The organism is Pseudomonas sp. Sample_20, from assembly GCF_004307585.1.
GTDB lineage: Bacteria > Pseudomonadota > Gammaproteobacteria > Pseudomonadales > Pseudomonadaceae > Aquipseudomonas > Aquipseudomonas atacamensis.
Map to the genome: position 1 here is coordinate 54,054 of NZ_RCOA01000108.1, position 26,465 is coordinate 80,518.

Genomic DNA, 26,465 nt, shown 5'->3' on the forward strand with positions numbered 1-26,465 from the left:
GTGGACTAGCGCTTGGTAATCACCACCTCCAGATACTCACTCGGCACCACCAGCGACGCCTCCCCCGCCCGATTCGATCGGTTGAGCAAATCCGTCAGATCATCCTCCAGCGCCTGTCCGACCTCCGCCGACAACACCGCAAAAGCCTTGTGCACCGGCCCGTACCAGTGGCGAAAGATGTCAATGAAATGCGCCGCCGAGCGGTAGCGGAAGTTGAAGTGGCTGCGGGTCACGCGCACGACAAAATCGCGATCATCGAAATGCTTGTGCAGCCACGCATCCGAGCCCCAGTTCGATGGCGGCTGAGCAATCGCGGGCGGTGGCAGATGCTGGCCGAGAATCTTGAACATCTGCCCGACGAAGCCCTCCGGCGTCCAGTTCGCCATACCGATCCGCCCGCCCCGACGACAGACCCGCCCCAGCTCATTAGCGGCGGTGACCTGGTCAGGCGCGAACATCACGCCGAACGTCGACAACACGGCGTCATAGCTTTCATCGGGAAAAGGCAAAGCCTCGGCATCGGCCACCTGAAAAATCACCTCCAGATGTTCGGCCCGGGCGCGATCCTGACCACGCTCCAGCAGTGCCGCGACGTAATCGGTCGAGGTCACCACACAACCGCGCCGCGCCGCTGCCAGGGTGGCGTTGCCGTTACCGGCGGCAACATCCAGCACCTGTTCATCACAGCGCAGATCGCAGGCCTCGGCGAGGTTTTCCCCAACGATTTGCAATGTGGTGCCGATCACGGCGTAGTCGCCACTGGCCCAAGCGACTTTCTGACGTTCCTTCAGGGCAGTGAGATCAAGCGGGGTACTCATGACAGCGAGCTCCGTGGCAGAGAGAATGCACAGTCGGCGGCGCAGACTGCGCTTGCTCACTATCGCGCCGAGGCTGCCCGGCGTCCCTGTCAATCGTCCGGCAACCCCGTAAACCGGGCACTTTGCCGATGAGTGGTGAAGATTTGTCAAGCGCATGAAACACTCAAGCGGCCGGTGCCTTGGCCTCTTCCAGCAACTGCTTGATCATTTGCTCCTGCTCCGCATAGCGACCTTCGCCAAAGTGGCTGTAACGCATCTGGCCCTTGGCGTCGATCAGGTAATGCGCCGGCCAGTATTGATTGTCGTAGTTGCGCCAGATCGCATAGTCGTTGTCGATGGCGACCGGGTAGGTGATGCCGAGTTTTTTCACCTGATCCTTGACGTTGTTGATGATGCGTTCGTAGCCGTATTCGGGGGTGTGCACGCCGATCACTACCAGGCCGTCCTTCTCGTATTTCTTCGCCCAGTCTTTGACGTACGGCAGGGTGTGCTGGCAGTTGATGCAGTCGTAGGTCCAGAAGTCCACCAGCACCACTTTGCCGCGCAGGGATTCGGCACTGAGCTCTGGTGAATTGAGCCATTGCACAGCGCCCGACAGCGACGGCATCGAGCCCCGCGCCTCGTCCATCATCGAATCGGCGCGGACCTTGCTGACGAAGTAGTCGACCACTTTCGGCACGTTTTCCAGGACGTTTTTCTCGACGCTGGCCACGCCCTCGGAAGAGGTATTGGCGAGCAGGGTTTTGTCGGCGCCCGTCGAGATCACCGCGACCGTAGCAAGTACCGCAACCCCGGCACCGCGACGCAACCAGCCGCTGAACGGGATCGACGGTTTCAGCCGATTGACCAGACCGCGCCCGGCGAAGATCAACGTGCCCAGCGACAAGGCACTGCCGACGCCGTAAGCCAGCAGCAACAGGCTGGTCTGCGCATTGGCGCCTTGCAACATTGCGCCGGTCAGAATCACCCCAAGGATCGGCCCGGCACAGGGCGCCCACAACAGGCCGGTGGCGACGCCGAGCATGATCGAGCCCATCGGTCCGGCACGTTTACGCGTGTCCTGATCGAGACGATTGCCGAGCGCGACAAACGGCCTGGTCAGCCAGTCACCGACGCGGGCCGAGATCAGCGACAGGGCGAACAGCGCCATGACCAGCAAGGCAACGTGGCGGCCGGTGTTGCTGGCCTGAATCACCCACTCGCTGCTGACCACGGCAAGGCTGGAGATCAGCGCGAAGGTCAGCGCCATTCCGGCGAGAGTCAGGAAGATCGAGGAACGGGTACGGTTGGCGCCAGCGAACAGAAACGGCACCACCGGCAGGATGCACGGACTGAGAACGGTCAGCAGACCGCCGAGAAATGCGATGAGGTACATAAGGGGTCACCTTGGAATGGGGGCTGGGCACACAACCGGGCAGCGAGGGAAACGTCCCCTCGCTAGCTCGCTTTATTTACACCGTGGCTCATGCAGTCTGGCCGTCGAGCAACTGCCCTTGAGGCGTACGACTGGCACCGTTTTCCGCGACCAGTTGGCCTTGCGGTGTACGGCTGGAACCATCAGCGGCGACCATCTGGCCTTGCGGCGTGCGGCTCGATCCGTCAGCGGCAACCATCTGCCCCTGCGGCGTGCGGCTGGAGCCGTCAGCGGCAACCATCTGCCCCTGCGGTGTGCGGCTGGAGCCATCAGCGGCAATCAATGCATCGCTGCCCTCCTTCGCCACGGTGGTCAGCTGGAAGCAGGTGCTGCTGGCGCAACTGCTCTGCTCCACAGCACTGTTGGCGTGGGCGGCGGCACCGGTGAAGGCGAAGGCTGCTGCGGTCAGAAAGCGCGAGACGTTGTTCATGGCAAAACTCCTTGCAGAAAAAGTAGGGATGACTCAGTTCTGGTTGTTGCAGCCGTCAGCGAATTTGCTGTAATCCAGCTCGCGGGTTTTGCCAGCGGAATCGAGGTAGGTCATGCGCGCCTCGGTGATGCCGCAGGTCACCGAGGTGTCTTCGGTCATCGACAGCACTTTCTGGATATCCAGATGGGTGCCGTAGGTGTAGGTTTGCCGGCTGACGTCAGCTTCGGCGTGGGCCGACAGGGTGCAGATGTTCAGAGCGGCGAACAGGCAGGCGGCGAATACGGATTTGTTGTTCATGGTGTAGTCCTCAAGGCTTCAGTGGGTTTGAGCCGAGGCGGTCTGTGTGTGCCTCGATGGAGCCTATTTGAGGCCTTCGAGGTATCGCGTCTGTGTCAGGAAAGGACGAGAATCACTCGTTGTGTATCCATGCAGCGTGTAGATACAGAGCGATACAAAACCGCGAAAAAATCGTGATTTTGCGTCGGTGTGTATCCGCCGCTGCGGCAGATACACTGCAATACAAAGGCAGGCAGGCGTGCGGTCTACGGCGCTATAGACTGCACGGCATTCCCCTTTGACAGAGGCTTGAACCGATGGAACATGTCGATCACATTCTCATCGTCGACGACGACCGCGAGATCCGTGAACTGGTAGGCAACTACCTGAAGAAGAACGGCCTGCGCACAACAGTGGTCGCCGATGGCCGGCAGATGCGCAGCTTCCTTGATGCCAACACCGTCGACCTGATCGTGCTCGACATCATGATGCCCGGCGACGATGGCCTGCAGCTGTGCCGCGAATTGCGTGTGGGCAAACACAAGGCGACGCCGGTGCTGATGCTCACCGCGCGCAACGATGAGACCGACCGCATCATCGGCCTGGAAATGGGCGCCGACGATTACCTGACCAAACCCTTCGCCGCCCGCGAACTGCTGGCGCGGATCAACGCCGTGTTGCGCCGCACGCGCATGCTGCCACCGAATCTGGTGGTCACCGAAGCCGGACGCCTGCTGGCGTTCGGTCGTTGGCAGCTGGACACCTCGGCCCGCCACCTGCTCGACAGCGACGGCACCATGGTTGCCCTCAGCGGTGCCGAATACCGCCTGCTGCGGGTGTTCCTCGACCATCCGCAACGGGTGCTCAGCCGCGATCAACTGCTCAACCTGACCCAGGGCCGCGAGGCCGATCTGTTCGACCGCTCCATCGATCTGCTGGTCAGTCGCCTGCGTCAACGCCTGCTGGACGATGCTCGCGAGCCGGCCTATATCAAGACCGTGCGCAGTGAAGGTTATGTGTTTTCGCTGCCGGTCGAACTGCTCGGGGCGTCGGCATGAAACTCAAGCTGCAATGGCCGCGCACCCTCGCCTCGCGCCTGTCGCTGATCTTCCTGATCGGGCTGATTCTGGCGCAGGGCCTGTCGTTCGGCGCGCAGTATTACGAGCGTTACCAGAGCGCGAAAAGCACCATGCTCGGCAACCTCGAAACCGACGTCTCGACGTCGATGGCGATCCTCGATCGCCTGCCCGCCGCCGAACGCGAGGCCTGGCTGCCGCGTCTGGCCCGGCGCAATTACGGCTACCTGCTCAACGAGGGCGAACCGGGCATGCCGGTGACCTCGGCTGAAAAGTCCGTCGCGATCGCCTCGATTACGGCGGCCATCGGCGACACTTATCCCATCGTGTTTACCGAAGTTCCCGGTGGTCCGAGACAACATTTCCAGGGCCACTTGCGCCTGAGCGACGGCAGCCCGGTGACCATCGATATCCGTCCGGCGATGGTGCCGCTTTCACCGTGGCTGCCGGTGGTGCTGCTCGGGCAACTGGCGTTGCTGATCCTCTGCACCTGGCTCGCAGTGCGCATCGCCATCCGTCCCCTCACCCGCCTCGCCAACGCCGTGGAAACCCTCGACCCCAACGCGCACCCGATCAAACTCGACGAGCAAGGGCCGACCGAAGTCGTCCACGCGGCACGGGCGTTCAACGCCATGCAGACGCGCATTGCCGCCTACCTGAAAGAACGCATGCAACTGCTCGCGGCGATTTCCCACGACCTGCAAACGCCGATCACCCGGATGAAACTGCGCGCAGAATTCATGGACGACTCGGTCGAGAAAGACAAACTGAGCAGCGACCTGGGCGAGATCGAGCATCTGGTGCGCGAAGGCGTGGCCTACGCCCGCAGCGTTCACGGCGCCACCGAAGAAAGCCGGCGTACTGATCTCGACTCGTTCCTCGACAGCCTGGTCTTCGACTATCAGGACATGGGCAAGGACGTGCAGCTCGGCGGCAAAAGCAAAGCGGTAATCGAAACCCGTCCGCAGGCCCTGCGCCGGGTGCTGGTGAACCTGACCGACAACGCCCTGAAGTTCGCCGGCGCCGCGCAATTGCAGGTCGAAGCGCAGGGCAACAGCCTGTCGGTGAAAGTCCTCGATCGCGGCCCGGGCATCGCCGAGGCCGAGTTGGCGCAGGTGCTGGAACCGTTCTACCGCGTGGAAAACTCGCGCAATCGTGACACCGGCGGCACCGGGCTCGGACTGGCGATCGCCCAGCAATTGGCGTTGGCGCTCGGTGGCTCGCTGCTGTTGAGCAATCGTGAAGGTGGCGGGTTGTGCGCTGAACTGAAGTTGCCGCTGCCACGCTGAGAAAAACACCGACTAGACTCATTCATTACCCAGTCGAGGGGGCCGCAGGACGTCTGCTGTGCCCTGCCCCAATCCGTGACCACCGCCCGGTGGCGCCTGCCTCGACATTCAACGCCGCCGGACGGTGATCCTGTTTCAGGAGCACACGTGATGAATGAGGCGAAGCTCAACGAATTCATGGGCAAACTGGTCAACGACATGGGCGGCGCGGCGATGCTGGCCAATGTCATTGTCGGCGAAGAACTCGGTCTGTACCGGGCAATGGCCGACAGCCAACCAATCAGCCCCGAAGCCCTCGCAGCAAAAACCACCTGCAATCCGCGCCTGGTACGCGAATGGCTCAGCGCCCATGCCGCATCGGGCTATATGGAACACGTTGACGGTCAATTTCGCTTGCCTGAAGAACAGGCACTGGCGCTGGCCGTGGAGGATTCGCCGGTGTACGTCGCTGGCGGTCTCGGCGTGGTGGCGTCGTTTTTCCATGACAAGGACAAACTGGTCAAGGCCATGCGCGGCAATGGCGCCTTGTCGTGGGGCGATCACCATCCGTGCATGTTCAGCGGCACCGAACGCTTCTTCCGCCCCGGCTACAAAGGTCACCTGATTGCCGAATGGCTTCCGGCTCTGGACGGCGTGGTGGCGAGGCTGGAACGCGGCGCCAAAGTTGCCGACATCGGCTGCGGTCACGGCGCCTCGACGGTGATCATGGCTCAGGCGTTTCCGAAATCGCAGTTTGTCGGTTTTGACTTCCATGCGCCGTCAGTCACCGTCGCCACGCAACGGGCCGAAGAAGGCGGCGTGGGCAACCGCGCCAGATTCTTCGAGGGCACGGCGAAAAACTATCCCGGCGGCGACTACGACCTGATCTGCTTTTTCGACTGCCTTCACGACATGGGCGACCCGGTCGGCGCCGCTCGCCACGCTCATGAGTCGCTGAAAGACGACGGCACGGTGTTGCTGGTCGAACCGTTCGCCAACGACAAACTGGACGACAATCTCAACGCGGTCGGGCGCCTGTTCTACGCCGCCTCGACGTTTATCTGCACGCCCAATTCGCTGTCCCAGGAAGTCGGCCTCGGGCTCGGTGCGCAGGCCGGGGAAATGCGCCTGCGCAAAGTCTTTGTCGAGGCCGGGTTCAAGCAGTTCCGCCGCGCCACGCAAACGCCGTTCAATCTGATTCTGGAGGCGCGCAAGTAACCCGTGCGGATCGCGTGCTAACCTGCGGGCACTGCCCATTCTGGAGTGCTGAGCATGCTCGATAGCCCGATCCGCGAACATCTCGATACGCTGTTGCAGGCCATGGTCGACGATAAATTCCTGATATTGACCGGCGCCGGCATCAGCACGCCTTCGGGCATTCCGGACTATCGCGACAGCGACGGTGTGCGTCGTGGGCGGCAGCCGATGATGTATCAGGAGTTTCTCGCCGCCCCGGAATCACGCCGGCGTTATTGGGCGCGAGCGATGCTCGGCTGGCCGCGCGTGCGTCAGGCCCGACCGAATGCCGCGCATGAGGCGCTGGCGACGTTGCAGCAGCGTGACCGGATCAGCGCTTTGATCACGCAGAACGTCGATACCTTGCACGATCAGGCCGGCAGCCACGATGTGATCGAACTGCACGGCAGCCTGCATCGAGTGCTGTGCCTGGATTGCGGGCAGCGCAGCGAGCGCGACGCGATCCAGCAGCAGATGGAGACACACAATCCCTACCTGAGTGGTGTTGATGCGGTGCAGGCGCCGGATGGCGATACCTTGCTGGATCCGTCGTTTGAAGCGCGGTTTCAAGTGCCCAGGTGCCCGCATTGCGCGGGTGAGCGGATGAAACCGGATGTGGTGTTCTTCGGCGAGAACGTGGCGCCGACGACAGCGGCACGCGCGCTGGCCGCCGCCGAGAATGCGGCGGGGTTGCTGGTGGTGGGATCTTCGTTGATGGCGTATTCGGCGTTTCGCTTGTGTCGGGTGATTGCCGAGCGTGGCAAGCCGTTGATGGCGATCAATCTGGGCAAGACCCGGGCGGATGATCTGCTCGATTTGAAGATTGAAGGCTCGTGTGAGGAGCTTTTGCCGTGGTTGGTGGAGGAGCTGGGGCGGTGAGATTTTGAGTAATGGGTTCGGCTTGAAATCGGCCCCTCACCCTAGCCCTCTCCCGAGGGAGAGGGGACTGACCGAGGTGTTTGTACGGGATTCGTCGACCTGAAATCACTCATCGAACTCAGATCTTTGACTGCCGTGCTGGTGCCGGACTCAATGCGCCCGATCCAGCCCCGCCAGCAATGCGCTGTCGTGGCTGTAGATGTCCGGCGCATAACGCACCTGGCCGCTGCTGTCGACTTGCGCCGTCCAGTAGGTCATCAGGATCGGCACCGGCGCCGACAGGCGAAATTCATGGGTGGTGCCGGTTGCCAGCAAAGTCTCGGTGCGAGCTTTTTCCGCCGGGGACAACAGCAGATCGCGCAGTTGCAGCGGGTGCTCGACGCGCACGCAACCGGAGCTGAACGCCCGTGGGCCTTTTTCAAACAGCGCCTTGCTCGGCGTGTCGTGCAGGTACACCGAGAACGGGTTGGGGAAACGGATGACCATTTGCCCCAACGGATTGCGCGGGCCGGCGTCCTGACGCAGGAGGATGTTGCCCGGGTTGTCCCAGTCGATATCGGCCGCTGCCAGAGGCTGGCCGTTGGCATCGAGCACTTGCAGGTTCTGACGGCTGAGGAACGTCTGATCCTTGCGGATTTCCGGCAGCTTGTCTTCTTTCCAGATGGTCGGCGGTACGGTCCAGGTCGGATTCAGCGTCAGGCGGGTGACGCGGGATTTGAGCAGCGGCGTCTGGCGTTCGGCGCGGCCGACCTGGGTGCGGGTCTGCCACACCGGTTGACCGCCCTGATACAGCGTAAGCTCAGCGGCCGCGACATTCACCACCAGACCACTGGGCTCCATGTCCTGGGCCATCCAGCGGAAACGTTCCAGATTGACGCGCAACTGATCGCGGCGGGTCAGCGGGCTGATGTTCAGCTCGGCAATCGTGCCCGGCCCGACCACGCCGTCAGCCTGCAACGAATGGCTGGCCTGAAAGTGCTTCACTGCCTCCACCAGCACGTCATCGTAGGCGTTGTCCGGCGGCACCAGTGCGTGTGCCAGATAACCTTCGCTGTACAAACGTCGGGCCAGTTCCGGCACGCGCGGGTCTTCCATCGCCGGGCGGAGCAACGGGCCGTTGCCCACCGGCTGCCATTGCGGCAAGGCTTGCAAGCGTTGCGCGGCATACAGCTGACGCAGGCTTTGATATTGCGGCAGATGCGGACGGGCCAGGTCGAACGCCGCAGCAATATCGTTCATGCCCGGCACGGCAATGCTGAGCAGTTGCGCCTGACGATCGGTCGGCGGGCCGTCGACACGCCACAGCGGTTCGAAATGCGATTGCAACAGACGGCCGTAATGCAGATCCTGCAAGGCCTGCAGGTAGTTGCGGCTGATGTCGATGTCGGCGCACAGCTCGCCATCCTGCGGCGGTGTCGTCGCGACCGCATAGCGATTCGGATTCAACCCATCATCGGCCAACTGTTGCAATTGCGCGCGCAATGCCGGCAAGCGTGCCGACTCACTCGCCCACACCGGCATCCAGTCCTGCTGTTCATAAAACGCCTGCAATTGGCTCAACGCCGGGCCACTGAGGCGCGGAGCAATGGCCGGGCACGACTGCGCCAGGCTGATCAAAACCGCCTGCAACGGGCTGCGCGGCTCGACCGGCAATTGCGTTTCCGGCGTCGGCAGGGTTTCGAGCGGGGGCAGCGGCTCATCGGCGCAAGCGACAAACGGCGCAGCGAGCAAACAAATGCTCAAGTAGCATGCGTACTTTTTGAACAACTGCTTTACTCCAATCCATGGCCGTCCAGATGACGGTCAACCTTACATCAGGTGCGCTGAACAGTCAGGCTCGAACCGCGAGCCTGCGGGTATTGACTGGGAGTCAGGAGCCAAAGTGCCGTTTATGTAGCAAGTTGAGGACACTTTATAAAATGTTGACGTTTTTGCGCCGACTTCTGTTGAGCACCGCGACCCTTGTCGCCGTGACCAGCCCAGTATTTGCCGCCGGCAAGCCATCGCCGGTTCTCTACAACAGCCTCGCCCACGCCGCGCCGGAACTCAATCCCCAGGCGCTCAAAGGTGCATTGAACGCCATGCAATGCGCGGTCAACAACGGCGCGAAACCCTCGCGGCATCTGGCGATCATCGATTATTCGCAACCGTCCACCGAACGCCGCCTGTGGATCTTCGATCTGAGCAAAAAGAAACTGGTGCTGCGTGATCTGGTTGCCCACGGTTCCAACTCCGGGGAAAACTTCGCCACGCAGTTTTCCAATCGCGAAGGCAGCTATCAGTCCAGCCTCGGTCTGTTCCGCACTCAGGAAAGCTACGAAGGTACTCACGGCTATTCGCTGCGCATGGATGGTCTGGAGCCCGGTTTCAATGATCTGGCCCGTGATCGCGCGATCGTGATTCATGCCGCCAGTTACGTGAACCCGCTGTGGAGCAAGCGTCAGGGGCGCATCGGCCGCAGTCAGGGTTGCCCCGCCGTACGGCCGCAGATCGCCAAACAGGTGATCGATCGCCTGAAGAACGGCCAGTTCATGTTTTCCTGGTATCCGGATCAGCGCTGGCTGCAAAAGTCACCGTATCTGAACTGCCAGCCGCAACAGGTGGCGAGCATTCTCAATACCCACGCCAGTTAACGCGCGTCGCCTCCGGCGGGTTTGTAGAACAGGAACCTGCCGGTCTGCGCCGTGTTGCGATAGGCCTTGGCCCAGCTCGGATGCACGCCGCGATCATGAAAATACAGGGCACCGCGCGTGCGGTCCTTGAGCTGACGGTTCAACGCCTTGCCGGCGATTTCCTTGGCCAGCGCGTATTCGGCGTCTTCCTTGACCTGATCGGGCCTGCCATCGCACCACCAGGAAAACTGGCAATTGCCGCTTTCAGATCCTTGCTTGACCACCGCGCACACCGTGTCGGGAAAGCCGTCGTGGCCGAGGCGATTCATCACCACACTGGCGACGGCTTCCATTTCCGGGGTGTCCTTGCCCTTGGCTTCCCAATAGATACTGCGCGCCAGACAGGTCAGCGGATCGTCCAGCGGCGCGGCGCCGGCAGGGTCTACCGCCTGCGCTTCGGTGGGGGTGATGGCCTCGGATTTCGGCGCCGGAGCAGCGCTGACTTTATCCGCCGCTTTCTCCTCCAGCACCTCGGCTTTCTGTTCGGCCTTGGCCTCGATCGGCGCCTGCGCCCCGGCCCATGCCGCGCCGGTCAAAAAGATCCACAACAAACCGCCCGCCAAGCCTTTCGATCCCATGTCGGTTCTTCCGTCAGCGCCCGCCCGGGGCAAGATGTTACGTCGGTGAGACGCCCGGTTTGCGGGGTCTTCGCAGAGTGTAGCGAGCAAATGCGCGGGCACACCAGCGCAGAAAAACATCCGCCGCAAAGAAAAACACATTCACTCACCGGGGGCCTTTCGCGCATCATGGGCGCATTCAGCTCAAGGGAGATTTCCATGCGCTTCATGCCGTCCGTTTTGCGTTGTGCCGCACTGTCGCTGGGCGTGGTGTTCGCCACCTCGGCGCTGGCTGCCGATGAACTGCAATTGATCGAGTCGATCAACAGCTATCGCAGCCAGCCGCAGCGTTGCGGCACGCAGGCATCGAACGAGTTGCCACCGCTGTCGGCCGATCCACGTCTGCGCCTGCCCGCCAGCGGCGCGGTCGATCTGCAGCAGGCCATGACCAGCGCCCAGTACCCGATGGTCAACGTGCAGGCGATCACCCTCAACGGCCCGCGCGATGCAGCGGCGGCGATGCAGGCGATCAAGGAAAGCTTCTGTAAGGTGGTGCTCGATCCGCAGTTCGTCGATATCGGCGTCAACCGTGTCGACCGCGACTGGCGCATCGTTCTCGCGCGGCCGTTGCTGAGGGCGAAACTCGGCGATGCACAAAGCGAAGGGCAAAAGCTGCTGGCGCAACTCAATACCGCGCGCGGCCAGGCGCGCCAGTGCGGCGGCCAGTCCTTCGCGGCGGCAGCACCGCTGGCGTGGAATGCCACGCTGGGCACGGTCGCTCAGGATCACAGCCGCGACATGGCCAACAACAATTACCTCGACCACAAGGACCGCGACGGCCGCACGCCTGGCGACCGCGCCGAACTGTCCGGTTACAGCGGGCAACTGGTCGGTGAAAACATCGCCGCCGGGCAAGACACCGTCGGCAAGGTCGTTGACGGCTGGCTCGCCAGCCCAGGCCATTGCGCCAATCTGATGAATCCGCAATATCAGGAACTGGGCGCCGCGTACGCGACCGATCCGAAAAGCAACGCCGGCATTTACTGGACGGCAATGTTTGGCGCACCGTAAGGCATCATCGACGCCGTCAATCACTCGGTCAGCCAGAGTGATTGGACGGCATGGCGAGTGCAGCCTACCCTGCGCGATCTGCGCCCGCTGACGGCGCTCCACATCCACGAGGCGAGCCCATGACACAGCGTGAATTGATCGATGGTCACAACCGCCGCGTGGATTATCTGCGCCTGTCGGTCACCGACCGCTGCGATTTTCGCTGCGTCTATTGCATGGCCGAGGACATGCAGTTCCTGCCGCGCCAGCAGATCCTCACCCTCGAAGAGCTGTTCCAGGTGGCGCAAAGCTTCGTTGCCCTCGGCACGCGCAAGATCCGCCTCACGGGTGGCGAGCCGCTGATCCGGCCTGGTGTCGTGCAACTTTGCGAACAGATCGCCGCCCTGCCCGGCCTGCGCGAACTGTGCCTGACCACCAACGGCTCACAATTGGGCCGACTGGCCCAGCCGCTGTTCGACGCCGGGGTCAAGCGCCTCAACATCAGCCTCGACAGTCTCGATCCGCAGCGCTTCAAAGAGCTGACCCGTACCGGCGATCTGGCGCAGGTCATCGACGGCATCGATGCCGCGCGTGCGGCCGGTTTCACCCGTACCAAGCTCAATTGCGTGGTGATGCAGGGCCGCAACGATCACGAGATCAACGATCTGGTCAGTTTCGCCATCGAGCGTGATCTGGATATTTCCTTCATCGAAGAGATGCCGCTGGGCGCGATCGCCGAACACAGCCGCGCCGAATCCTTCTACTCCAGCGCGCAAGTACGCGAACGCATCGCCGAACGTTTTACCCTGATCGACTCGACCGAATCGACGCAAGGGCCGTCGCGCTACTGGCGCGTGGCCGAAGCGCCGAACATTCGCCTGGGCTTCATTTCACCGCACAGCCACAACTTCTGCGGTACCTGCAACCGCGTGCGCCTGACCGTCGAAGGTCGCTTGCTGCTGTGCCTGGGCAACGAGCATTCGATGGACCTCAAAGCGGTGTTGCGCGCCCATCCGGGCCACCCGGAACGTCTGGAGAACGCGATCATCGAGGCGATGAAACTCAAGCCGTATCGACACAACTTCGAAGTCAACGACGACGTGCAAGTGGTGCGTTTCATGAACATGACCGGCGGCTGATCCGCCGCGCAACCGGGACCGCGAGATGATCGTCAGACCGAGACCCAATCAGTTCGCCGTGCTGTTCACCCTCCGAGGCTCGATCGCCAAACGCATCGCCGTGCGCACCTTGATGCTGACACTGCTGGCGGCGGCGATTGTGCTGATCGAACTTCTGGTGCCGAGCTACTTCGCCCAGATCAATTCGACGCCGTTCACCCTGCTCGGCCTGTCGCTGTCGATCTTCCTGAGCTTTCGCAACAACGCCTGTTACGACCGTTGGTACGAAGGACGCAAGGCCTGGGGCGAGGTGCTGTTGCGGGTGCGCGCGGTGATGCGCGAAACCCAAGGCATCGATGACACGCGCCTGCGTGGACAACTGTTGCGCAACCTGTGCGGTTTCGCCCACGCGTTGAATGCGCGGTTGCGTGGAGACAGTGAGGAGCAGGCCAGTGCCGACTGGGTCAGCCCGCCGATCGATGGGGCGGCGCCGGATCACTGCGGCCAGATCCTTCATCAGGTCGGGCGCCAGTGTTCCGAGCTGGAAACGGCCGGTGTGCTGTCGCCATGGCGTTATCAATTGCTGGCCAATCACCTGACCTGCCTGAGCCAGGCCCAGGCCGTGTGCGACAGGATCAAGAACACGCCTCTGCCCTTCCCTTACACCCTGCTGCTGCACCGCACCATCTACCTGTTCTGCCTGCTGCTGCCGTTCGCCATGGCGCAATCGCTGGGTTGGTTGACGCCGCTGTTCACGGCGATTGTCAGCTACACCTTTTTCGGCTTCGACGCGATTGCCGATGAACTCGAAGACCCGTTCGGCCGCGATGAAAACGATCTGCCGACCGATGCGCTAGTGCGTACCCTGGAGCGCGATGTGCTTTACGAACTCGGCGTCTCGCCGTTGCCGCCCGCGCCGGAGCCGGACGATTACGTGCTGCGCTGAATGGCGCAGCGGCGGGCTCGGCGTGTTGACTCTGGATCGAGGTGCTGCCATTCGCGAGCAGGCTCGCTCCCACAGTTGAAATGCACTCTCCTGTGGGAGCGAGCCTGCTCGCGAAAAAGGCAACTCGGTCAAGCAGCCCAAACGCCGGAACGCGCCACCGACGAATCTTCCATTTACACGCGCGCAAATTCCCCCTTACTATCTGGGCACACCGGTCGCCGGGCCTGCCCTGCCGCCGACGCTTTCCGCCAACGGAAACACGCGTTATGAGTACGTCACCACAACAACCGCAAAGGTTGCACGTCTCTGCTGTACGCGCCCACTGCAACAGGGGCCGCGTATGAACCGCATCGTCAATCTGCCCATGGCCCTGCGCCGCTCCAAGCTGCGTCACTCCGCACGCCCGCCGGATATCGCCGTTCCTGCCTGATCGCGTGAGCTGAAACCGCGACAGTCAATTTCCCGATTTTCCTGATATCCCTGCCGGGACACTTACGCCTTTTTGTCGCGTCGTGTCCGGCCGAATCTGCGCGCCTGTGCGGCGCCACCGTGAGTGATTTGCCATGAAATTCGCAGCCATCGAAGACGCACGCCTGTTCCTCGAACAGAACCCCGATATCGACATGATCGAACTGTTCATCCTCGACGCCAACGGCGTGCCGCGCGGCAAGCTGTTGCATCGCGAAGAACTGCTCGCCGTGTACGAAAGCGGCCGACCGCTGCCGAGCACCATCCTTGGTCTGACTGTACAAGGCGAGGACGTCGAGAACTCCGGGCTGGTGTGGGACGTCGGCGACATCGACTGCCGCGCCTATCCGCTGCAAGGCAGTCTGGTACGCCTGCCGTGGCGACAGATTCCGACCGCTGCGGTGCAGGTCAGCATGCACCCGAGCGAGGGCATGCCGGCGAGCATCGCTGACCCTCGGCACCTGCTGATCAAGGTGATCGACGGGCTCAAGGCCGAGGGCTATCACCCGATCATGGCCTGCGAGCTGGAGTTCTATCTGCTCGACGCCAAACGCGACCACAACGGCCGCCCGCAACCGGCGCGGGACGCTGACGGCGGGCGACCGCGACACACGCAAGTCTACGGTTTGCGCGAGCTGGAACAGATCGAGCCGTTTCTCGCCGACCTTTACAGCGCCTGCAAACTGCACGGCATTCCGGCGCGCACGGCGATCTCCGAATACGCCCCGGGGCAAGTGGAAATCACCCTCGAACACGGCGATGCGCTGGAGGCGATGGATCAGGCGGTGCGCTACAAACGTCTGGTCAAAGGCGTGGCGCACAAGCACGGCATGCAGGCGACGTTCATGGCCAAGCCGTTCGATGATCTGGCCGGCACCGGCATGCACATGCACGTCAGCCTGGCCGATGCCGAGGGGCGTAATTTGTTCGCTTCTGAAGACCCGGCCGGCACACCACTGTTGCGCACGGCGATTGGCGGCATGCTCGCCTCGCTGCTCGATTCGCTGCTGCTGTTCTGCCCCAACGCCAACTCCTACCGGCGTTTCCAGGCCAACAGCTACGCGCCACTGGCGCCGACCTGGGGCGTCGACAACCGCACCGTCAGCCTGCGTGTACCCGGCGGCCCGGCGCCGACACGACACATCGAACACCGCATCTGCGGCGCCGACGCCAACCCGTATCTGGCAGCGGCAGCGATCCTCGCCGGCATTCATCGCGGCATCCGTGAAGAGCTGGATCCGGGGGCACCGGTCGAGGGCAATGGTTATGCCCAGGCGAAAGAACTGCTGCCGACCGATTGGCTGACGTCGTTGCAGGCGCTGGAAAATTCCGCGTGGGCACGGGAGGCGTTGGGGCAGGAATTCCTTGGGGTGTATCTGGCGGTGAAGCGTGCCGAGTATCGGCAGTTCATGGCTGAAGTGGGTGAGCAGGATTGGCGGTGGTACCTGACCGAGGCTTAACGATCCGACACCGAACCTGTGGGAGCGAGCCTGCTCGCGAAGGCGTCATCACATTCAACATTTTGGGTGACTGACACACCGCTTTCGCGAGCAGGATCGCTCCCACAGGGAATGCACTTCGAACCTGGAATTTTTTGTGGACCCTGACATGACCATTCGCTGCAATTCCTACTACACCGCCACCCTCAACCACGACACCGACTACCCGACCCTGCAAGGCCGGCACAAGGTCGATGTGGTGATCATCGGCGGCGGTTTCACTGGCGTCGCCACTGCCGTCGAACTGGCGGAAAAAGGCCTGAAAGTCGCCATCGTCGAAAGCCACAAGATCGGCTGGGGCGCCACCGGGCGCAATGGCGGGCAAGTTACCGGCAGCCTTTCCGGCGACGGCGCGATGCGCAAGCAGATGCGTGCAAAACTGGGCGATGACGTGGACGATTTCATCTGGCATCTGCGCTGGCGCGGGCATGAAATCATCCGCGAGCGCGTCGAGAAATATGCGATCCAGTGCGACCTCAAACACGGCCATTTGCACGCGGCGTACAAGCCGAGCCATATGGTCGATCTGCGCAAGGATTACGACGAAGCCGTGCGTCGCGGATTGGGCGATGAAGTGAGCCTGCTCGACCGCAGCCAGGTTCGCGACCTGCTGCAAAGCGAGCTCTACCACGGCGCCATCAAGAACACCCGCAACATGCACCTGCACCCGCTCAACCTGTGCATTGGCGAAGCACGCGCAGCCGAAAGCCTGGGCGCGCAGATCTTCGAAAACAGTGAAGTGCTGGAGATCATTCACGGCGACACACCTGGCGTGCGCACCGCTCACGGTCAGATCGACGCCAATCAGGTGATGCTCGCCGGTGACGTCTATCACAAGCTCGAACCGGGTCAGCTCAAGGGCAAGATCTTCCCGGCCATGGGCGGCATCGTCACCACCGCGCCGCTCGGTGATCTGGCGCAACAGATCAACCCCGAAGACCTCGCCGTGTACGACTGCCGCTTCGTCCTCGATTACTACCGGCTCACCGCCGACGGCCGTTTGCTGTTCGGCGGCGGCGCCAACTACAGCGGCAAGGATTCGCGCGACATCGCTGCGGAACTGCGCCCGTGTATCGAACGCACGTTCCCGGCGCTAAAAGGCGTGCCGATCGATTACCAGTGGAGCTGCGCGATGGGCATCGTCATCAACCGCATCCCGCAACTGGGCAAGCTCTCGGACAACGTCTGGTATTGCCAGGGCTACTCGGGACATGGCATCGCCACCACGCACATCATGGGCGAGATCATGAGCCGGGCGATCACCGGGCAAATGGAGCAATTCGATACCTTCGCCGCGTGCCAGCACATTCGCGTGCCAGTGGGCGACCTGCTGGGCAACCCGTTGCTGGCGGCGGGGATGTGGTATTACCAGATGCTCGAGCGGTTGCGCTGAATTTACTGGCCCTATCGCGAGCAGGCTCGCTCCCACATTGGATTTGTGCACGACACAACATCCTGTGGGAGCGAGCCTGCTCGCGAAGAGGCCCTCAAACCCCACACAAACTCAATCCGGCAACTGCTCCACGACAATCCCCAACCGCCGATAATCCTCGACATTCCCCGACCCCGGATGCCGCTCGGTAATCAACGTATGCAGGCGCGTACACGGCGCCACTATAAACGGCTCCACCGCGCCCAGCTTGTCCGCCGTGGTCACCGCAATCACCCGCGTTGCACTGTCGAGCATCGCCTGTTTGATCGGCACTTCATCGAAATGCAGCGAGGTGATCCCCACTTCGGGATGAATCGCACACACCCCGGTAATCGCCAGATCCGCCTTGATCCCCGCCAGCAGTCGCAGCGCTTCCTGACCACTGGCCGACATCGAATGCGGATTCAATTCACCACCCGCCAGAATCACTTTCACGCCTTTGTATTCCGACAGGGCAATCGCAGTCAGCGGTGAGGCGGTCACGGCAGTGATGCGGATGTCGGCGGGTAACGCGCGCGCCACCTGCAAGGTGGTCGAGCCGGAATCGAACAGCACAATCTGCCCGTCCTCGATGTGCTGCGCCGCCAATTGCGCCAGACGTACTTTGACCTCGTCGGTCTCATCCAGGCGGGTGAAGTAATCTTTGCCCGAGTCCTTCGGTCGCGGCAGCGCCCCGCCATGCACCCGCTGCACCAGTCCGGCGCTGTCCAGCTCGGCGAGGTCGCGGCGGATGGTGTCTTCGGACACTGCGAAATGCTGGCTCAGCTCGGAGGCCATGACCTTGCCGTCACGTTCGAGAAGCAAAAGGATTTTCTGCCGGCGCAGGGACGGCAATTCGGCGATGGAGTGGTCGTGCATGGTTATGCCTGTTTGTGCCTGTAGTTGCAGGTTTCAGCGACACTAGCGAAAGTCTCAGGCAAATACAAACGCAACGGCTATCAATGCTTTCGATCATTGGAATCAACACGGCGAATTTTTTCTTTGCGCTGCGCCTGTTCACAATGGCCCCACTCTCAAAAGCTCAGGATGAACAGCCCATGAATCTCAACTTCGCCTTCGCCTGCATGATTGTCGTGTCGTTCGCGATTGCTTTGGGCCACGCCTGACCTGCACCAACAACGCCGGGGCAAAATGCAGCAGCACCATCCGGCTCAGATGATGCGTCAGGATAAACACCACATTCAGCCCGCCGCCAAACGCGACAATCGCAATCGTCTCGATCGCGCCCGGCATGTACGCCAGCCACAGCGACAGCGGATCATTGCCCAGCCAGCGCGCAGCCACCTCGGCAAACGCCGCTGCAACGACGATCATCAAACCTACCGAAACCAAAGCGGTGCGCCCATGCCGCGCCAGTTCTGCGATGCCGAGGCCCTGAAAACGTGAGCCGATGCGCACGCCAAGAATCAGTGCGGCCAAGTTCAAACTCCACTCCGGCATGTGAAAGCCGTGCAGCCATCCCGTCTTCACAAACACAGCAGTGATGATGATCGCGGTGAGCATGAACGGCGCCGGGACGCCGATCAGCAACAGCAGGCGGCCGAGCAATACGCTCAGCGCGATGACAGCGATTGCGGTCAGCGCCATGCCGGTGGTCAACGGATCGCTGACCACTTCAGCCACCGCTGCTTGCCCGGGAATGAGCAAACTCACCAGCACGGTGATCAACAGCAGCCGCATCAGATGCACGATGATGACTTTGCTCGAAGCCTTTTCCGACTCAAGCAAATCGAACACTGCGGCCAATGCGCCGGGATACACCGCCAGCAGTGCATCGGTGCGGTTCCAACCGGCGCCGCGTGTCAGCCACCATCCGGCGAGTGCGATTTGTACGGTCAGGCAGATCAGCAATACGCCGAGGCTGGGCACCATCGTCGTCGCCGTTTCGCTGTCCCATGCTTCGAACATCAGCCCGGTGGCGATGCCCAGCGTGACCTGGATGTAGCCCAAGCCATAAGGAGTTGCCGGGGCGATGCCGGTTTTACTGGCAAACAATGCGGTAACGACAATCGAGCCCAGCAGCAAGCCGTGGGGCACGCCTTCAAACTGCAACAACGCGCCGAAACCGGCAGCAAGCAACAAGCACACAATGGATTTCATGGTTCGCCTTCCTGGCTATTTATCTGACACACCACCAGTCCCTGGTAGGAGCTGCCGAAGGCTGCGATCTTTTGGGACGCAGAGCGTCCCCGGCTGCATTCCCACGCAGAGCGTGGGGAACGATCAGATCGCAGCCTTCGGCAGCTCCTACAGGGGGATTGGCATTTCTATGCGCGAAGGCGCGCAATCGCCCGCCGATATTTCTCGATCCGCTCCAGATCCTCCCAACTCGGCGAGGCAATCCGCGAGATATCGCTGTTCTCCTCCAGATCCGCCAGCTTCACCACCCGCCCGATCGGGTTTTGCGCGGCACGATCAACAAAGTCCTCGTAGGACTCGCCGGGCACTTTGGTCACCGCCGCAATCGCCGCCAGCACCTCTTCGCTGAATCCTTCCCCGCGCAAATCATCCAGACTCACCCCGCAATCCTCGACCACATCGTGCAGCACAGCGACGATGCGTTCTTCCAGCGTGTGCATGCGCAACATGACTTTCAGCGGATGCAGAATGTACGGCGCCCCGCCCTTGTCCACCTGCCCGGTGTGGGCCGTGGCGGCAATGGCGATAGCGCGTTCGAGGGTTTGGGCCATGGGAATCGAATCCTGCGCTGAATGTTTCTGATTGTTGCGCAGTGTACGCGAAGATCGCGCAGCGCAAAGCCGATTGAACCTTGCCCGCCCTCGCCGCCTCGAAACCAGACAAGCGCCAAATCACCGATCAGACGCGGCGCCATTGGAGAGGAATTGCCGATGAAAACCCGACTGCTGCTCCTGATCGCCACGTTCGCCATCATCCCCACCTGCGTCATGGCTGAAGGCTGCGACGTGCAGACCCGCTCCTCCAGCGCCTCGGTGCCAGCGGTGGAAACCCACAGCTGCTACGAATACGAAGGCATGCCCGTGGACTCCATCAACTGGTCCTGCAGCAACGAAAGCAAGGACACCCTCAACGCCACCAAGAAAAAAGTCGATCGCTGCGACGACCACTACCAGGCCACCTGCACCGCCCGCCTCACCCAGGAGTCCCTGGCCAACCCGCACTCGACCAGCAAAGACAAAAGCGCCAAACCGCTGAACATGCCCGACAACGCCAAAGTCACCACGTATTACTACGACGGCGAGCACCTGGCGCAGGCAAAGATTGATTGTGAGAACAGCGGCGGGAACTGGAAGGCTAAGTAACCTCGGTCATCGAGGATTGCCTGATAGAGAGCCCGGCTTGATGCCGGGCTTGCTGCATCTGCAAACAGCTTCAACCCTCACCAGCACCGCTGCTGGTGCCGCTGTCGTTCGATTGCTTCGAACCACTGGGCTTGGAACCCGCAGGTGTCGAGCCGTCATTGTTGGTGGTATTGCCCTGCGTGCCTTTGGGCACGGTGGCACCATTGGAATGAATGTCTTCCGGCGCACTCGGATTGGTTTGGCTATTGCCGTCGTTAGCGGTGGGTGCCGGGGTGTCGCTGGCGGCTGTTGCGTAGAGCGAAGTGGCGGATAGCAGCGTGGCTAGGGTGAATGCTGCGAGACTGGATTTATGCATGTCGGCGGTTCCTTTGCGGGGGTGAGTTATGCATTGGAAGCGCGTGCGCGGGGAAAATGCGGGAGGGCTGACGAATGGCAGGAACAAACAACCCGACACCTCCTAAAAGATACCGGGTCAACAGAAAATAATGCGCTATCCGATCAGAAGTTCGCCGGCGTATTCGCGCTGATTATCTCTGCCTCATCCGCGCCAATATTCCGAAACTTATGCGGCAACGTCGTCGGAAAGTAATACCCGTCCCCCGCACTCAGCACACTCACCTGCCCGTCCACGGTCAATTCCACCGTGCCGCGCGTGACCAAGCCGCACTCTTCGCCTTCGGCATGCACGATCGGTTCTTCGCCGGAGCTGGCGCCGGGGGCGTATTGTTCGCGGAGCAGGCGCATCTGGCGGCTGGGCACGGAGGCGCCGATGAGCAGCAGGCGCAGGCCGTGGCGGCCGAGGTCGGGTTGTTCGTTGGCGCGGAACACGTATTGGTGTTCGCGCGGGGGCTGGTCGAAGGTGAAGAAGTCGGCCAGGGACATCGGTATGCCTTCGAGCAGCTTTTTCAGCGAGCTGACGGAGGGGCTGACGCGGTTCTGTTCGATCAGCGAGATGGTCGCGTTGGTCACGCCGCTACGCCGGGCGAGCTCGCGCTGGGAGAGTTTGTAGCTTTCGCGTACTAGTTTGAGTCGAGAACCCGTATCCATGACTGCCTTATGTAAAAGGGGCGATGGGGGTGGGTGGCGGGTGACGCGCAGGTCGCGCGGATCACGTTGCTCCCGTGTCCCGGAACCGTGAAAGGCGGCTATTAAATCACGTTTGCCGGTGTTGCTCAGCAGGTTCGATGGATGGTGCGGCAAAAGTGCTGTTGGCCTTGGCAATACAGTCACTGTGGGAGCGAGCCTGCTCGCGAAAGCGTAGTGTCTGGCGAATCGATGTCGCCTGATATGGCCTCTTCGCGAGCAGGCTCGCTCCCACAGTGGACATCAGTGGTTTTGCATAAGTGAAAAACCGGCGGGGTCTTTCAGACCGTCGCCGGTGAGGTAAGTCAGACGCCGAAGCGGTCGCGCAGGGAGTAGTAGACCGCGCCCAGAGCGGTAAGCGGTGCGGAGAAGGTGCGGCCGCCGAGCATCGGCATGTGCGGTAGCGAGGCGAAGGCGTTGAAGCGTTCGGCGTCGCCGCGGATCATTTCCGAGATCAGTTTGCCGGCCAGGTGCGAGCAGGTGACGCCGTGGCCGCTGTAGCCCTGCATGTAGTAGGCGTTCTTTTCGATGCGGCCGAATTGCGGCATGCGCGACATGGTCAGCAGGAAATTGCCGGTCCAGCGGTAGTCGATTTTCACGTCCTTGAGCTGCGGAAAGGTCTTGAGGATCTTCGGCCGGATCAATTGTTCGATATCGTCCGGTTCCCGCGCACCGTAGACCACGCCACCACCGTAAAGCAGACGGTTGTCAGCGGTGAGACGGTAGTAATCCAGCAGGTAGTTGCAGTCTTCGACGCAATAGTTGTTGGTGATCAGGCTGCGCGCCTGCTGCTCGGTCAGCGGTTCGGTGACGACGATCTGCGAGCCGCACGGCATGCTTTTCGCGGTGACGCGGTTGTCGAGGCCTTGCGGCAGGTAGGCGTTGCCGGCGATCAGCAGGTATTTGGCGCGGACCAGCCCCTTGGCGGTGCGCACGGTGATCGGCTCGCCGTAGGTAATTTCGACCGCCGCCGACTGTTCGTAGATCTTGCCGCCCAAACGCACGATGGCAGCGGCCTCTCCTAGCGCCAGATTCAACGGATGAACGTGGCCGCCCTGCATGTCCAGCAAGCCGCCAACGTAAGCATCGGAGCCGACTTCGCGACGAATGTCCGCTGCATCCAGCATCTTCAGATTGCGGTTGCCGTAGCGTTCCCAATTGCGTTTCTGCTCGGCCAGGCCGTTGAGCTGTTTCTTGTTCATCGCCGCGAAAATACCGCCCGGGCGGTAGTCGCACTTGATGTCGTAATCCTTGATGCGCGAGCGAATGATGTCGGCGCCTTCGAAGATCATGCTGCCGAGGATTTCTGCAGTCTTGTCGCCGTAGCGCTCTTCGATGACATCGACGTCGCGGCTGTAGGAATTGACCAGTTGCCCGCCATTGCGACCGCTGGCGCCGTAGCCGACTTTCGCCGCTTCCAGCACGGTGACTTTGTAGCCGGCTTCGCTGAGGAACAGCGCCGAGGACAGACCGGTATAACCGGCGCCGATGATGCAGACGTCGCAGTCCAGCGCTTCTTCGAGAATCGGGAAGTCGATGGCTTCGTTGCGGGTGGCGGCGTAGTAGCTGTTTACGTGTTGCTGTTTCATAGGTTTCTCCGAGGGCCGCCAATCAGGGGCGACCGCCGCTGTAAAAGAATCAGAGCTTGATCCAGGTCGCTTTCAGTTCGGTGTACTTGTCGAACGCATGCAGCGATTTGTCGCGGCCGTTGCCCGACTGTTTGAAGCCACCGAACGGCGCAGTCATGTCGCCGCCGTCGTACTGGTTGACCCAGACGCTGCCGGCGCGCAGGCCGCGGGCGAAGGTGTGCGCCTTGCTCAGATTGCTGGTCCACACCCCGGCGGCGAGGCCGAAGATGCTGTCGTTGGCGATTTGCAGGGCTTCTTCGGCAGTGTCGAAGGTGATCAGCGACAGCACCGGGCCGAAGATTTCTTCCCTGGCGATGGTCATCGCGTTGGTCACGCCGTCGAAAATCGCTGGCTGCACGTAGAGGCCGCCGGTTTCTTCGAGGGTGCGTTGGCCGCCGGCAATCAACTCGGCGCCCTGCTCGCGGCCGATGCTGATGTAGCGCAGCACATTGTCCAGTTGACGCTGGTCGACCACGGCGCCGACGGTGGTCGCCGGATCAAGCGCGTGCCCCGGTTTCCACGCTTGCAGCGCTTCCACCAGCAGCGGGATGAACTGCTCGCGAATCGAGCGCTCGACCAGCAGACGCGAGCCGGCAGTGCAGACTTCGCCCTGGTTGAAGGCGATGGCACTGGCTGCTGCCTGGGCTGCCGCGCGCAGGTCCGGGGCGTCGGCGAACACCACGTTCGGGCTCTTGCCGCCAGCCTCGAGCCAGACGCGTTTCATGTTGCTCTGCCCGGCATAGATCATCAGTTGCTTGGCGATCGCCGTGGAACCGGTGAAGGCCAGCACGTCGACGTCCATGTGCAACGCCAGCGCCTTGCCGACGGTGTGGCCGTAGCCCGGCAGCACGTTGAACACGCCCTTCGGAATACCCGCCTCCAGCGCCAGTTGCGCGATGCGGATAGCGGTCAGCGGTGATTTTTCCGAAGGCTTGAGGATGAACGAGTTACCCGCCGCCAGCGCCGGGGCGAATTTCCAGCTGGCCATGATCAGCGGAAAATTCCACGGCACGATCGCCGCGACCACACCCGAGGGCTCGCGGGTAACGAGGCCGAGTTGATCGTGCGGCGTGGCGGCGACTTCGTCGTAGATCTTGTCGATGGCCTCGGCGCTCCAGCGGATCGCGTTGGCGGTCGCCGGGATGTCGATGCTCATCGAATCGCTGATCGGTTTGCCCATATCGAGGGTTTCCAGCAGCGCCAGTTCTTCCTGGTGTTGCAGGATCAGATCGGCGAAGCGGATCAGCACGCGCTTGCGCTCGGCCGGGGCTTTTTTCGCCCAGATGCCGGAGTTGAAGGACTGGCGCGCGGCTTCGACGGCCAGGTTGGCGTCGGCTTCATCGGTGCTGGCGACGGCGGCAAGAAAGCGGCCATCGACCGGGCTCAGGCATTCGAAGGTGTCGCCACTGAGTGCCGGGCGATATTCACCGTTAATGAAGGCGCGGGATTCGATGGACAGAGACTGGAAGCGTTGTTCCCAGTCGTTGCGGGTTGTGGTCATTGTTTTGAGCTCGACAAGGGGGAATTCGGGGGTTGGTCTGGTTGCTTTGTCTGGCCGGGAATCGCTGCCCTCACCCTAGCCCTCTCCCAGAGGGAGAGGGGACCGATCGGGGGATGCCTGGTAACTGCGCCGACCTGAAAAATCTTTGCCGAATCCATCATCGACTGGATCGTTCAGGTCGCCGGATATCTCCAGACGACGCGGTCAGTCCCCTCTCCCTCCGGGAGAGGGTTAGGGTGAGGGGCTTTTGATCTTCAGACCGTATGCAGATACCAGTTGTACTCAAGGTCAGAAATCGAGTTCTCGAACTCGGCCAGCTCGCTTTCCTTGCACGCGACGAACACGTCGATGTACATCGGGTCGATGTAGCGCGCCATGACTTCGCTGTCGTCGAGCTCGCGCAAGGCGTCGCGCAGGTTGTTCGGCAGGCTCTGCTCGTTCTGCTCGTAGCTGTTGCCTTCGACCGGGGCGCCGGGCTCGATCTGGTTGGTCAGGCCGTGGTGAATGCCGGCCAGCACCGACGCCATCAGCAGGTACGGGTTGGCATCGGCACCGGCGACACGGTGTTCGATGCGCACGGCGTCCGCTGAACCTGTCGGCACGCGCACGGCCACGGTGCGGTTGTCGATGCCCCAGCTCGGCGAGTTCGGCACATAGAATTGCGCGCCAAAGCGGCGGTACGAGTTGACGTTCGGGCAGAGGAATGCCATTTGCGCCGGCAGGGTCTCGAGCACACCGCCGATCGCGTGACGCAGTGCGGCGTTCTGCTCGGGATCCTCGCTGGCGAAGATGTTGTTGCCTTCTTTGTCCAGAATCGAAATGTGCACATGCAAACCATTGCCGGCCTGGCCCGGATACGGCTTGGCCATGAAAGTCGTGTCCATCTCGTGGTCGTAGGCGATGTTCTTCACCAGACGCTTGAGCAGGACCGCGTAATCGCAGGCCTTGATCGGGTCGGAGACGTGATGCAGGTTGACTTCGAACTGCGCCGGGGCGCTTTCCTTGACGATCGCGTCAGCCGGGATGCCCTGCTCTTTCGCGCCTTCGAGGATGTCTTGCAGGCAGTCGACGTATTCGTCGAGGTCGTCGATCAGGTACACCTGAGTCGACACCGGACGCTTGCCGGATACCGGTGAACGTGGCGATTGCGGACGGCCATTCACGTTGTCCTGATCAATCAGGTAGAACTCGAGTTCGAACGCCGCGCAGATGGTCAGGCCAAGGTCGTCGAATTTGCGCACAACGTTGGCCAGCACTTCACGCGGGTCGGCGAAGAACGGCTGGCCTTCGATCTCGTGCATGGTCATCAGCAGTTGAGCGGTCGGGCGTTTTTGCCACGGCTCGATGCTCAGGGTGCCGGGGATCGGGTAACAGATGCGATCGGCATCGCCGATATCCAGGCCCAGGCCGGTGCTTTCCACCGTCGAGCCGTTGATGTCCAGCGCGAACAGCGACGCCGGCAGGTTGATGCCTTTTTCGTACACCTTATGAAGACTGGTGCGTTCGATGCGCTTGCCGCGCACCACACCGTTCATATCCGCAATCAGAAGGTCGACGTACAAAACCTCAGGATATTTCTTAAGGAATGCGTTGGCTTCGTTGAGTTGAACGGTACGCAGAGGGACCGACATGATGCACCTATTTAGCTGTTAATTATTATGTTCACCACCGTGTTGCGCAGCCAGTCAATCCGAAAGGCAAAGTGAAGTCAATAGCGAACACCCTGCCCTGCAGCCTTTATTTTTCGGGCTTTTCTTAACACTCTCGTGCTATATCCGCCGGCAAACCCCGGTAAACCTGAGCAATATGATGAACGGCGTTTAGAATTTTTTA

At 61.7% G+C, this 26,465-nt stretch carries 25 protein-coding genes; 11 read left to right on the forward strand and 14 right to left on the reverse strand.

Annotated elements, in window-relative coordinates:
* Positions 1–5 precede the first annotated feature (5 nt).
* The 4 genes from D8U70_RS21650 to D8U70_RS21665 all read right to left on the reverse strand — a co-directional run bounded on the left by D8U70_RS21650 (position 6) and on the right by D8U70_RS21665 (position 2,959).
* Positions 6–818 carry a class I SAM-dependent methyltransferase gene (locus D8U70_RS21650; RefSeq protein ID WP_130929688.1) on the reverse strand — a complete coding sequence of 271 codons (813 nt, stop codon included), beginning with the start codon at positions 816–818 and terminating at the stop codon, positions 6–8.
* 163 nt (positions 819–981) lie between these two features.
* The gene (locus D8U70_RS21655; protein WP_130929689.1) at positions 982–2,193 is read right to left on the reverse strand and encodes a cytochrome c biogenesis protein DipZ; all 1,212 of its coding nucleotides are present in this window, start codon (positions 2,191–2,193) and stop codon (positions 982–984) included.
* A gap of 88 nt (positions 2,194–2,281) precedes the next feature.
* On the reverse strand, positions 2,282–2,662 hold the full coding sequence (locus D8U70_RS21660; protein WP_110600975.1) for a hypothetical protein: 381 nt from the start codon (positions 2,660–2,662) through the stop codon (positions 2,282–2,284).
* Positions 2,663–2,695: 33 nt separating this feature from the next.
* The gene (locus D8U70_RS21665) at positions 2,696–2,959 is read right to left on the reverse strand and encodes a DUF2790 domain-containing protein (RefSeq protein WP_016775158.1); all 264 of its coding nucleotides are present in this window, start codon (positions 2,957–2,959) and stop codon (positions 2,696–2,698) included.
* Positions 2,960–3,255: 296 nt separating this feature from the next.
* On the opposite strand from D8U70_RS21665, the gene D8U70_RS21670 reads away from it, so the two are divergent.
* From D8U70_RS21670 to D8U70_RS21685, 4 genes are all read left to right on the forward strand, one after another.
* A complete protein-coding gene (locus D8U70_RS21670; protein WP_039762337.1) occupies positions 3,256–3,996 on the forward strand; it encodes a response regulator in 741 nt (246 codons plus the stop codon).
* Positions 3,993–5,303 (forward strand): ATP-binding protein, encoded by a 1,311-nt coding sequence (locus tag D8U70_RS21675; RefSeq protein ID WP_071172820.1) that lies wholly within the window; start codon positions 3,993–3,995, stop codon positions 5,301–5,303. The genes D8U70_RS21670 and D8U70_RS21675 overlap by 4 nt, the downstream gene beginning before the upstream one ends.
* A gap of 150 nt (positions 5,304–5,453) precedes the next feature.
* Positions 5,454–6,500, forward strand: a complete 1,047-nt coding sequence (locus D8U70_RS21680; protein WP_130929690.1) for a class I SAM-dependent methyltransferase — start codon at positions 5,454–5,456, stop codon at positions 6,498–6,500.
* A gap of 54 nt (positions 6,501–6,554) precedes the next feature.
* Positions 6,555–7,397: an NAD-dependent protein deacetylase gene (locus tag D8U70_RS21685; protein ID WP_130929691.1), complete on the forward strand. Its 843-nt coding sequence runs from the start codon at positions 6,555–6,557 to the stop codon at positions 7,395–7,397.
* 150 nt (positions 7,398–7,547) lie between these two features.
* On the opposite strand, the gene D8U70_RS21690 is transcribed toward D8U70_RS21685, so the two are convergent.
* Positions 7,548–9,164, reverse strand: a complete 1,617-nt coding sequence (locus D8U70_RS21690; protein ID WP_130929692.1) for a L,D-transpeptidase family protein — start codon at positions 9,162–9,164, stop codon at positions 7,548–7,550.
* A gap of 152 nt (positions 9,165–9,316) precedes the next feature.
* On the opposite strand from D8U70_RS21690, the gene D8U70_RS21695 reads away from it, so the two are divergent.
* Positions 9,317–10,030, forward strand: a complete 714-nt coding sequence (locus tag D8U70_RS21695; RefSeq protein ID WP_016775166.1) for a murein L,D-transpeptidase catalytic domain family protein — start codon at positions 9,317–9,319, stop codon at positions 10,028–10,030.
* Here D8U70_RS21695 and D8U70_RS21700 read toward each other — a convergent pair.
* Complete coding sequence (locus D8U70_RS21700) at positions 10,027–10,647, reverse strand: cell wall hydrolase (protein ID WP_130929693.1); 621 nt, start codon at positions 10,645–10,647, stop codon at positions 10,027–10,029. The two genes, D8U70_RS21695 and D8U70_RS21700, sit on opposite strands and share 4 nt — an antisense overlap.
* A 198-nt stretch (positions 10,648–10,845) precedes the next feature.
* Between D8U70_RS21700 and D8U70_RS21705 the strand changes: the two genes are divergently transcribed.
* The 5 genes from D8U70_RS21705 to D8U70_RS21725 all read left to right on the forward strand — a co-directional run bounded on the left by D8U70_RS21705 (position 10,846) and on the right by D8U70_RS21725 (position 17,100).
* Positions 10,846–11,697 carry a CAP domain-containing protein gene (locus D8U70_RS21705; protein ID WP_073471223.1) on the forward strand — a complete coding sequence of 284 codons (852 nt, stop codon included), beginning with the start codon at positions 10,846–10,848 and terminating at the stop codon, positions 11,695–11,697.
* Positions 11,698–11,816: 119 nt separating this feature from the next.
* Positions 11,817–12,815 carry a GTP 3',8-cyclase MoaA gene (gene moaA / locus D8U70_RS21710; RefSeq protein ID WP_016775169.1) on the forward strand — a complete coding sequence of 333 codons (999 nt, stop codon included), beginning with the start codon at positions 11,817–11,819 and terminating at the stop codon, positions 12,813–12,815.
* Positions 12,816–12,840: 25 nt separating this feature from the next.
* On the forward strand, positions 12,841–13,740 hold the full coding sequence (locus D8U70_RS21715) for a bestrophin family protein (RefSeq protein WP_122508013.1): 900 nt from the start codon (positions 12,841–12,843) through the stop codon (positions 13,738–13,740).
* A 563-nt stretch (positions 13,741–14,303) separates the two neighbouring features.
* Positions 14,304–15,668: a glutamine synthetase family protein gene (locus tag D8U70_RS21720; RefSeq protein WP_122508014.1), complete on the forward strand. Its 1,365-nt coding sequence runs from the start codon at positions 14,304–14,306 to the stop codon at positions 15,666–15,668.
* Positions 15,669–15,816: 148 nt separating this feature from the next.
* Complete coding sequence (locus D8U70_RS21725; protein ID WP_130929694.1) at positions 15,817–17,100, forward strand: FAD-binding oxidoreductase; 1,284 nt, start codon at positions 15,817–15,819, stop codon at positions 17,098–17,100.
* A 111-nt stretch (positions 17,101–17,211) separates the two neighbouring features.
* On the opposite strand, the gene D8U70_RS21730 is transcribed toward D8U70_RS21725, so the two are convergent.
* The 3 genes from D8U70_RS21730 to D8U70_RS21740 form a co-directional block, all read right to left on the reverse strand.
* Entirely contained in the window at positions 17,212–17,997 is a 786-nt protein-coding gene (locus D8U70_RS21730; protein ID WP_130929695.1) for a DeoR/GlpR family DNA-binding transcription regulator, read from the reverse strand.
* A gap of 186 nt (positions 17,998–18,183) precedes the next feature.
* Complete coding sequence (locus tag D8U70_RS21735) at positions 18,184–19,239, reverse strand: AbrB family transcriptional regulator (RefSeq protein ID WP_130929696.1); 1,056 nt, start codon at positions 19,237–19,239, stop codon at positions 18,184–18,186.
* Positions 19,240–19,406: 167 nt separating this feature from the next.
* Entirely contained in the window at positions 19,407–19,829 is a 423-nt protein-coding gene (locus D8U70_RS21740; RefSeq protein ID WP_071172831.1) for an HD domain-containing protein, read from the reverse strand.
* 159 nt (positions 19,830–19,988) lie between these two features.
* Between D8U70_RS21740 and D8U70_RS21745 the strand changes: the two genes are divergently transcribed.
* A complete protein-coding gene (locus D8U70_RS21745; protein ID WP_076563430.1) occupies positions 19,989–20,420 on the forward strand; it encodes a hypothetical protein in 432 nt (143 codons plus the stop codon).
* Between the two features lie 70 nt (positions 20,421–20,490).
* Here D8U70_RS21745 and D8U70_RS21750 read toward each other — a convergent pair whose 3' ends face one another.
* The 5 genes from D8U70_RS21750 to D8U70_RS21770 form a co-directional block, all read right to left on the reverse strand.
* Positions 20,491–20,775 (reverse strand): hypothetical protein, encoded by a 285-nt coding sequence (locus D8U70_RS21750; protein WP_110645556.1) that lies wholly within the window; start codon positions 20,773–20,775, stop codon positions 20,491–20,493.
* A 143-nt stretch (positions 20,776–20,918) separates the two neighbouring features.
* A complete protein-coding gene (locus D8U70_RS21755) occupies positions 20,919–21,467 on the reverse strand; it encodes a cupin domain-containing protein (protein ID WP_011333561.1) in 549 nt (182 codons plus the stop codon).
* A gap of 341 nt (positions 21,468–21,808) precedes the next feature.
* Complete coding sequence (locus D8U70_RS21760) at positions 21,809–23,092, reverse strand: FAD-binding oxidoreductase (protein WP_122508018.1); 1,284 nt, start codon at positions 23,090–23,092, stop codon at positions 21,809–21,811.
* A 49-nt stretch (positions 23,093–23,141) separates the two neighbouring features.
* The gene (locus D8U70_RS21765) at positions 23,142–24,632 is read right to left on the reverse strand and encodes an aldehyde dehydrogenase (RefSeq protein WP_130929697.1); all 1,491 of its coding nucleotides are present in this window, start codon (positions 24,630–24,632) and stop codon (positions 23,142–23,144) included.
* A 254-nt stretch (positions 24,633–24,886) separates the two neighbouring features.
* Positions 24,887–26,263 carry a glutamine synthetase family protein gene (locus D8U70_RS21770; protein ID WP_007918694.1) on the reverse strand — a complete coding sequence of 459 codons (1,377 nt, stop codon included), beginning with the start codon at positions 26,261–26,263 and terminating at the stop codon, positions 24,887–24,889.
* Between the last annotated feature and the right edge of the window lie 202 nt (positions 26,264–26,465).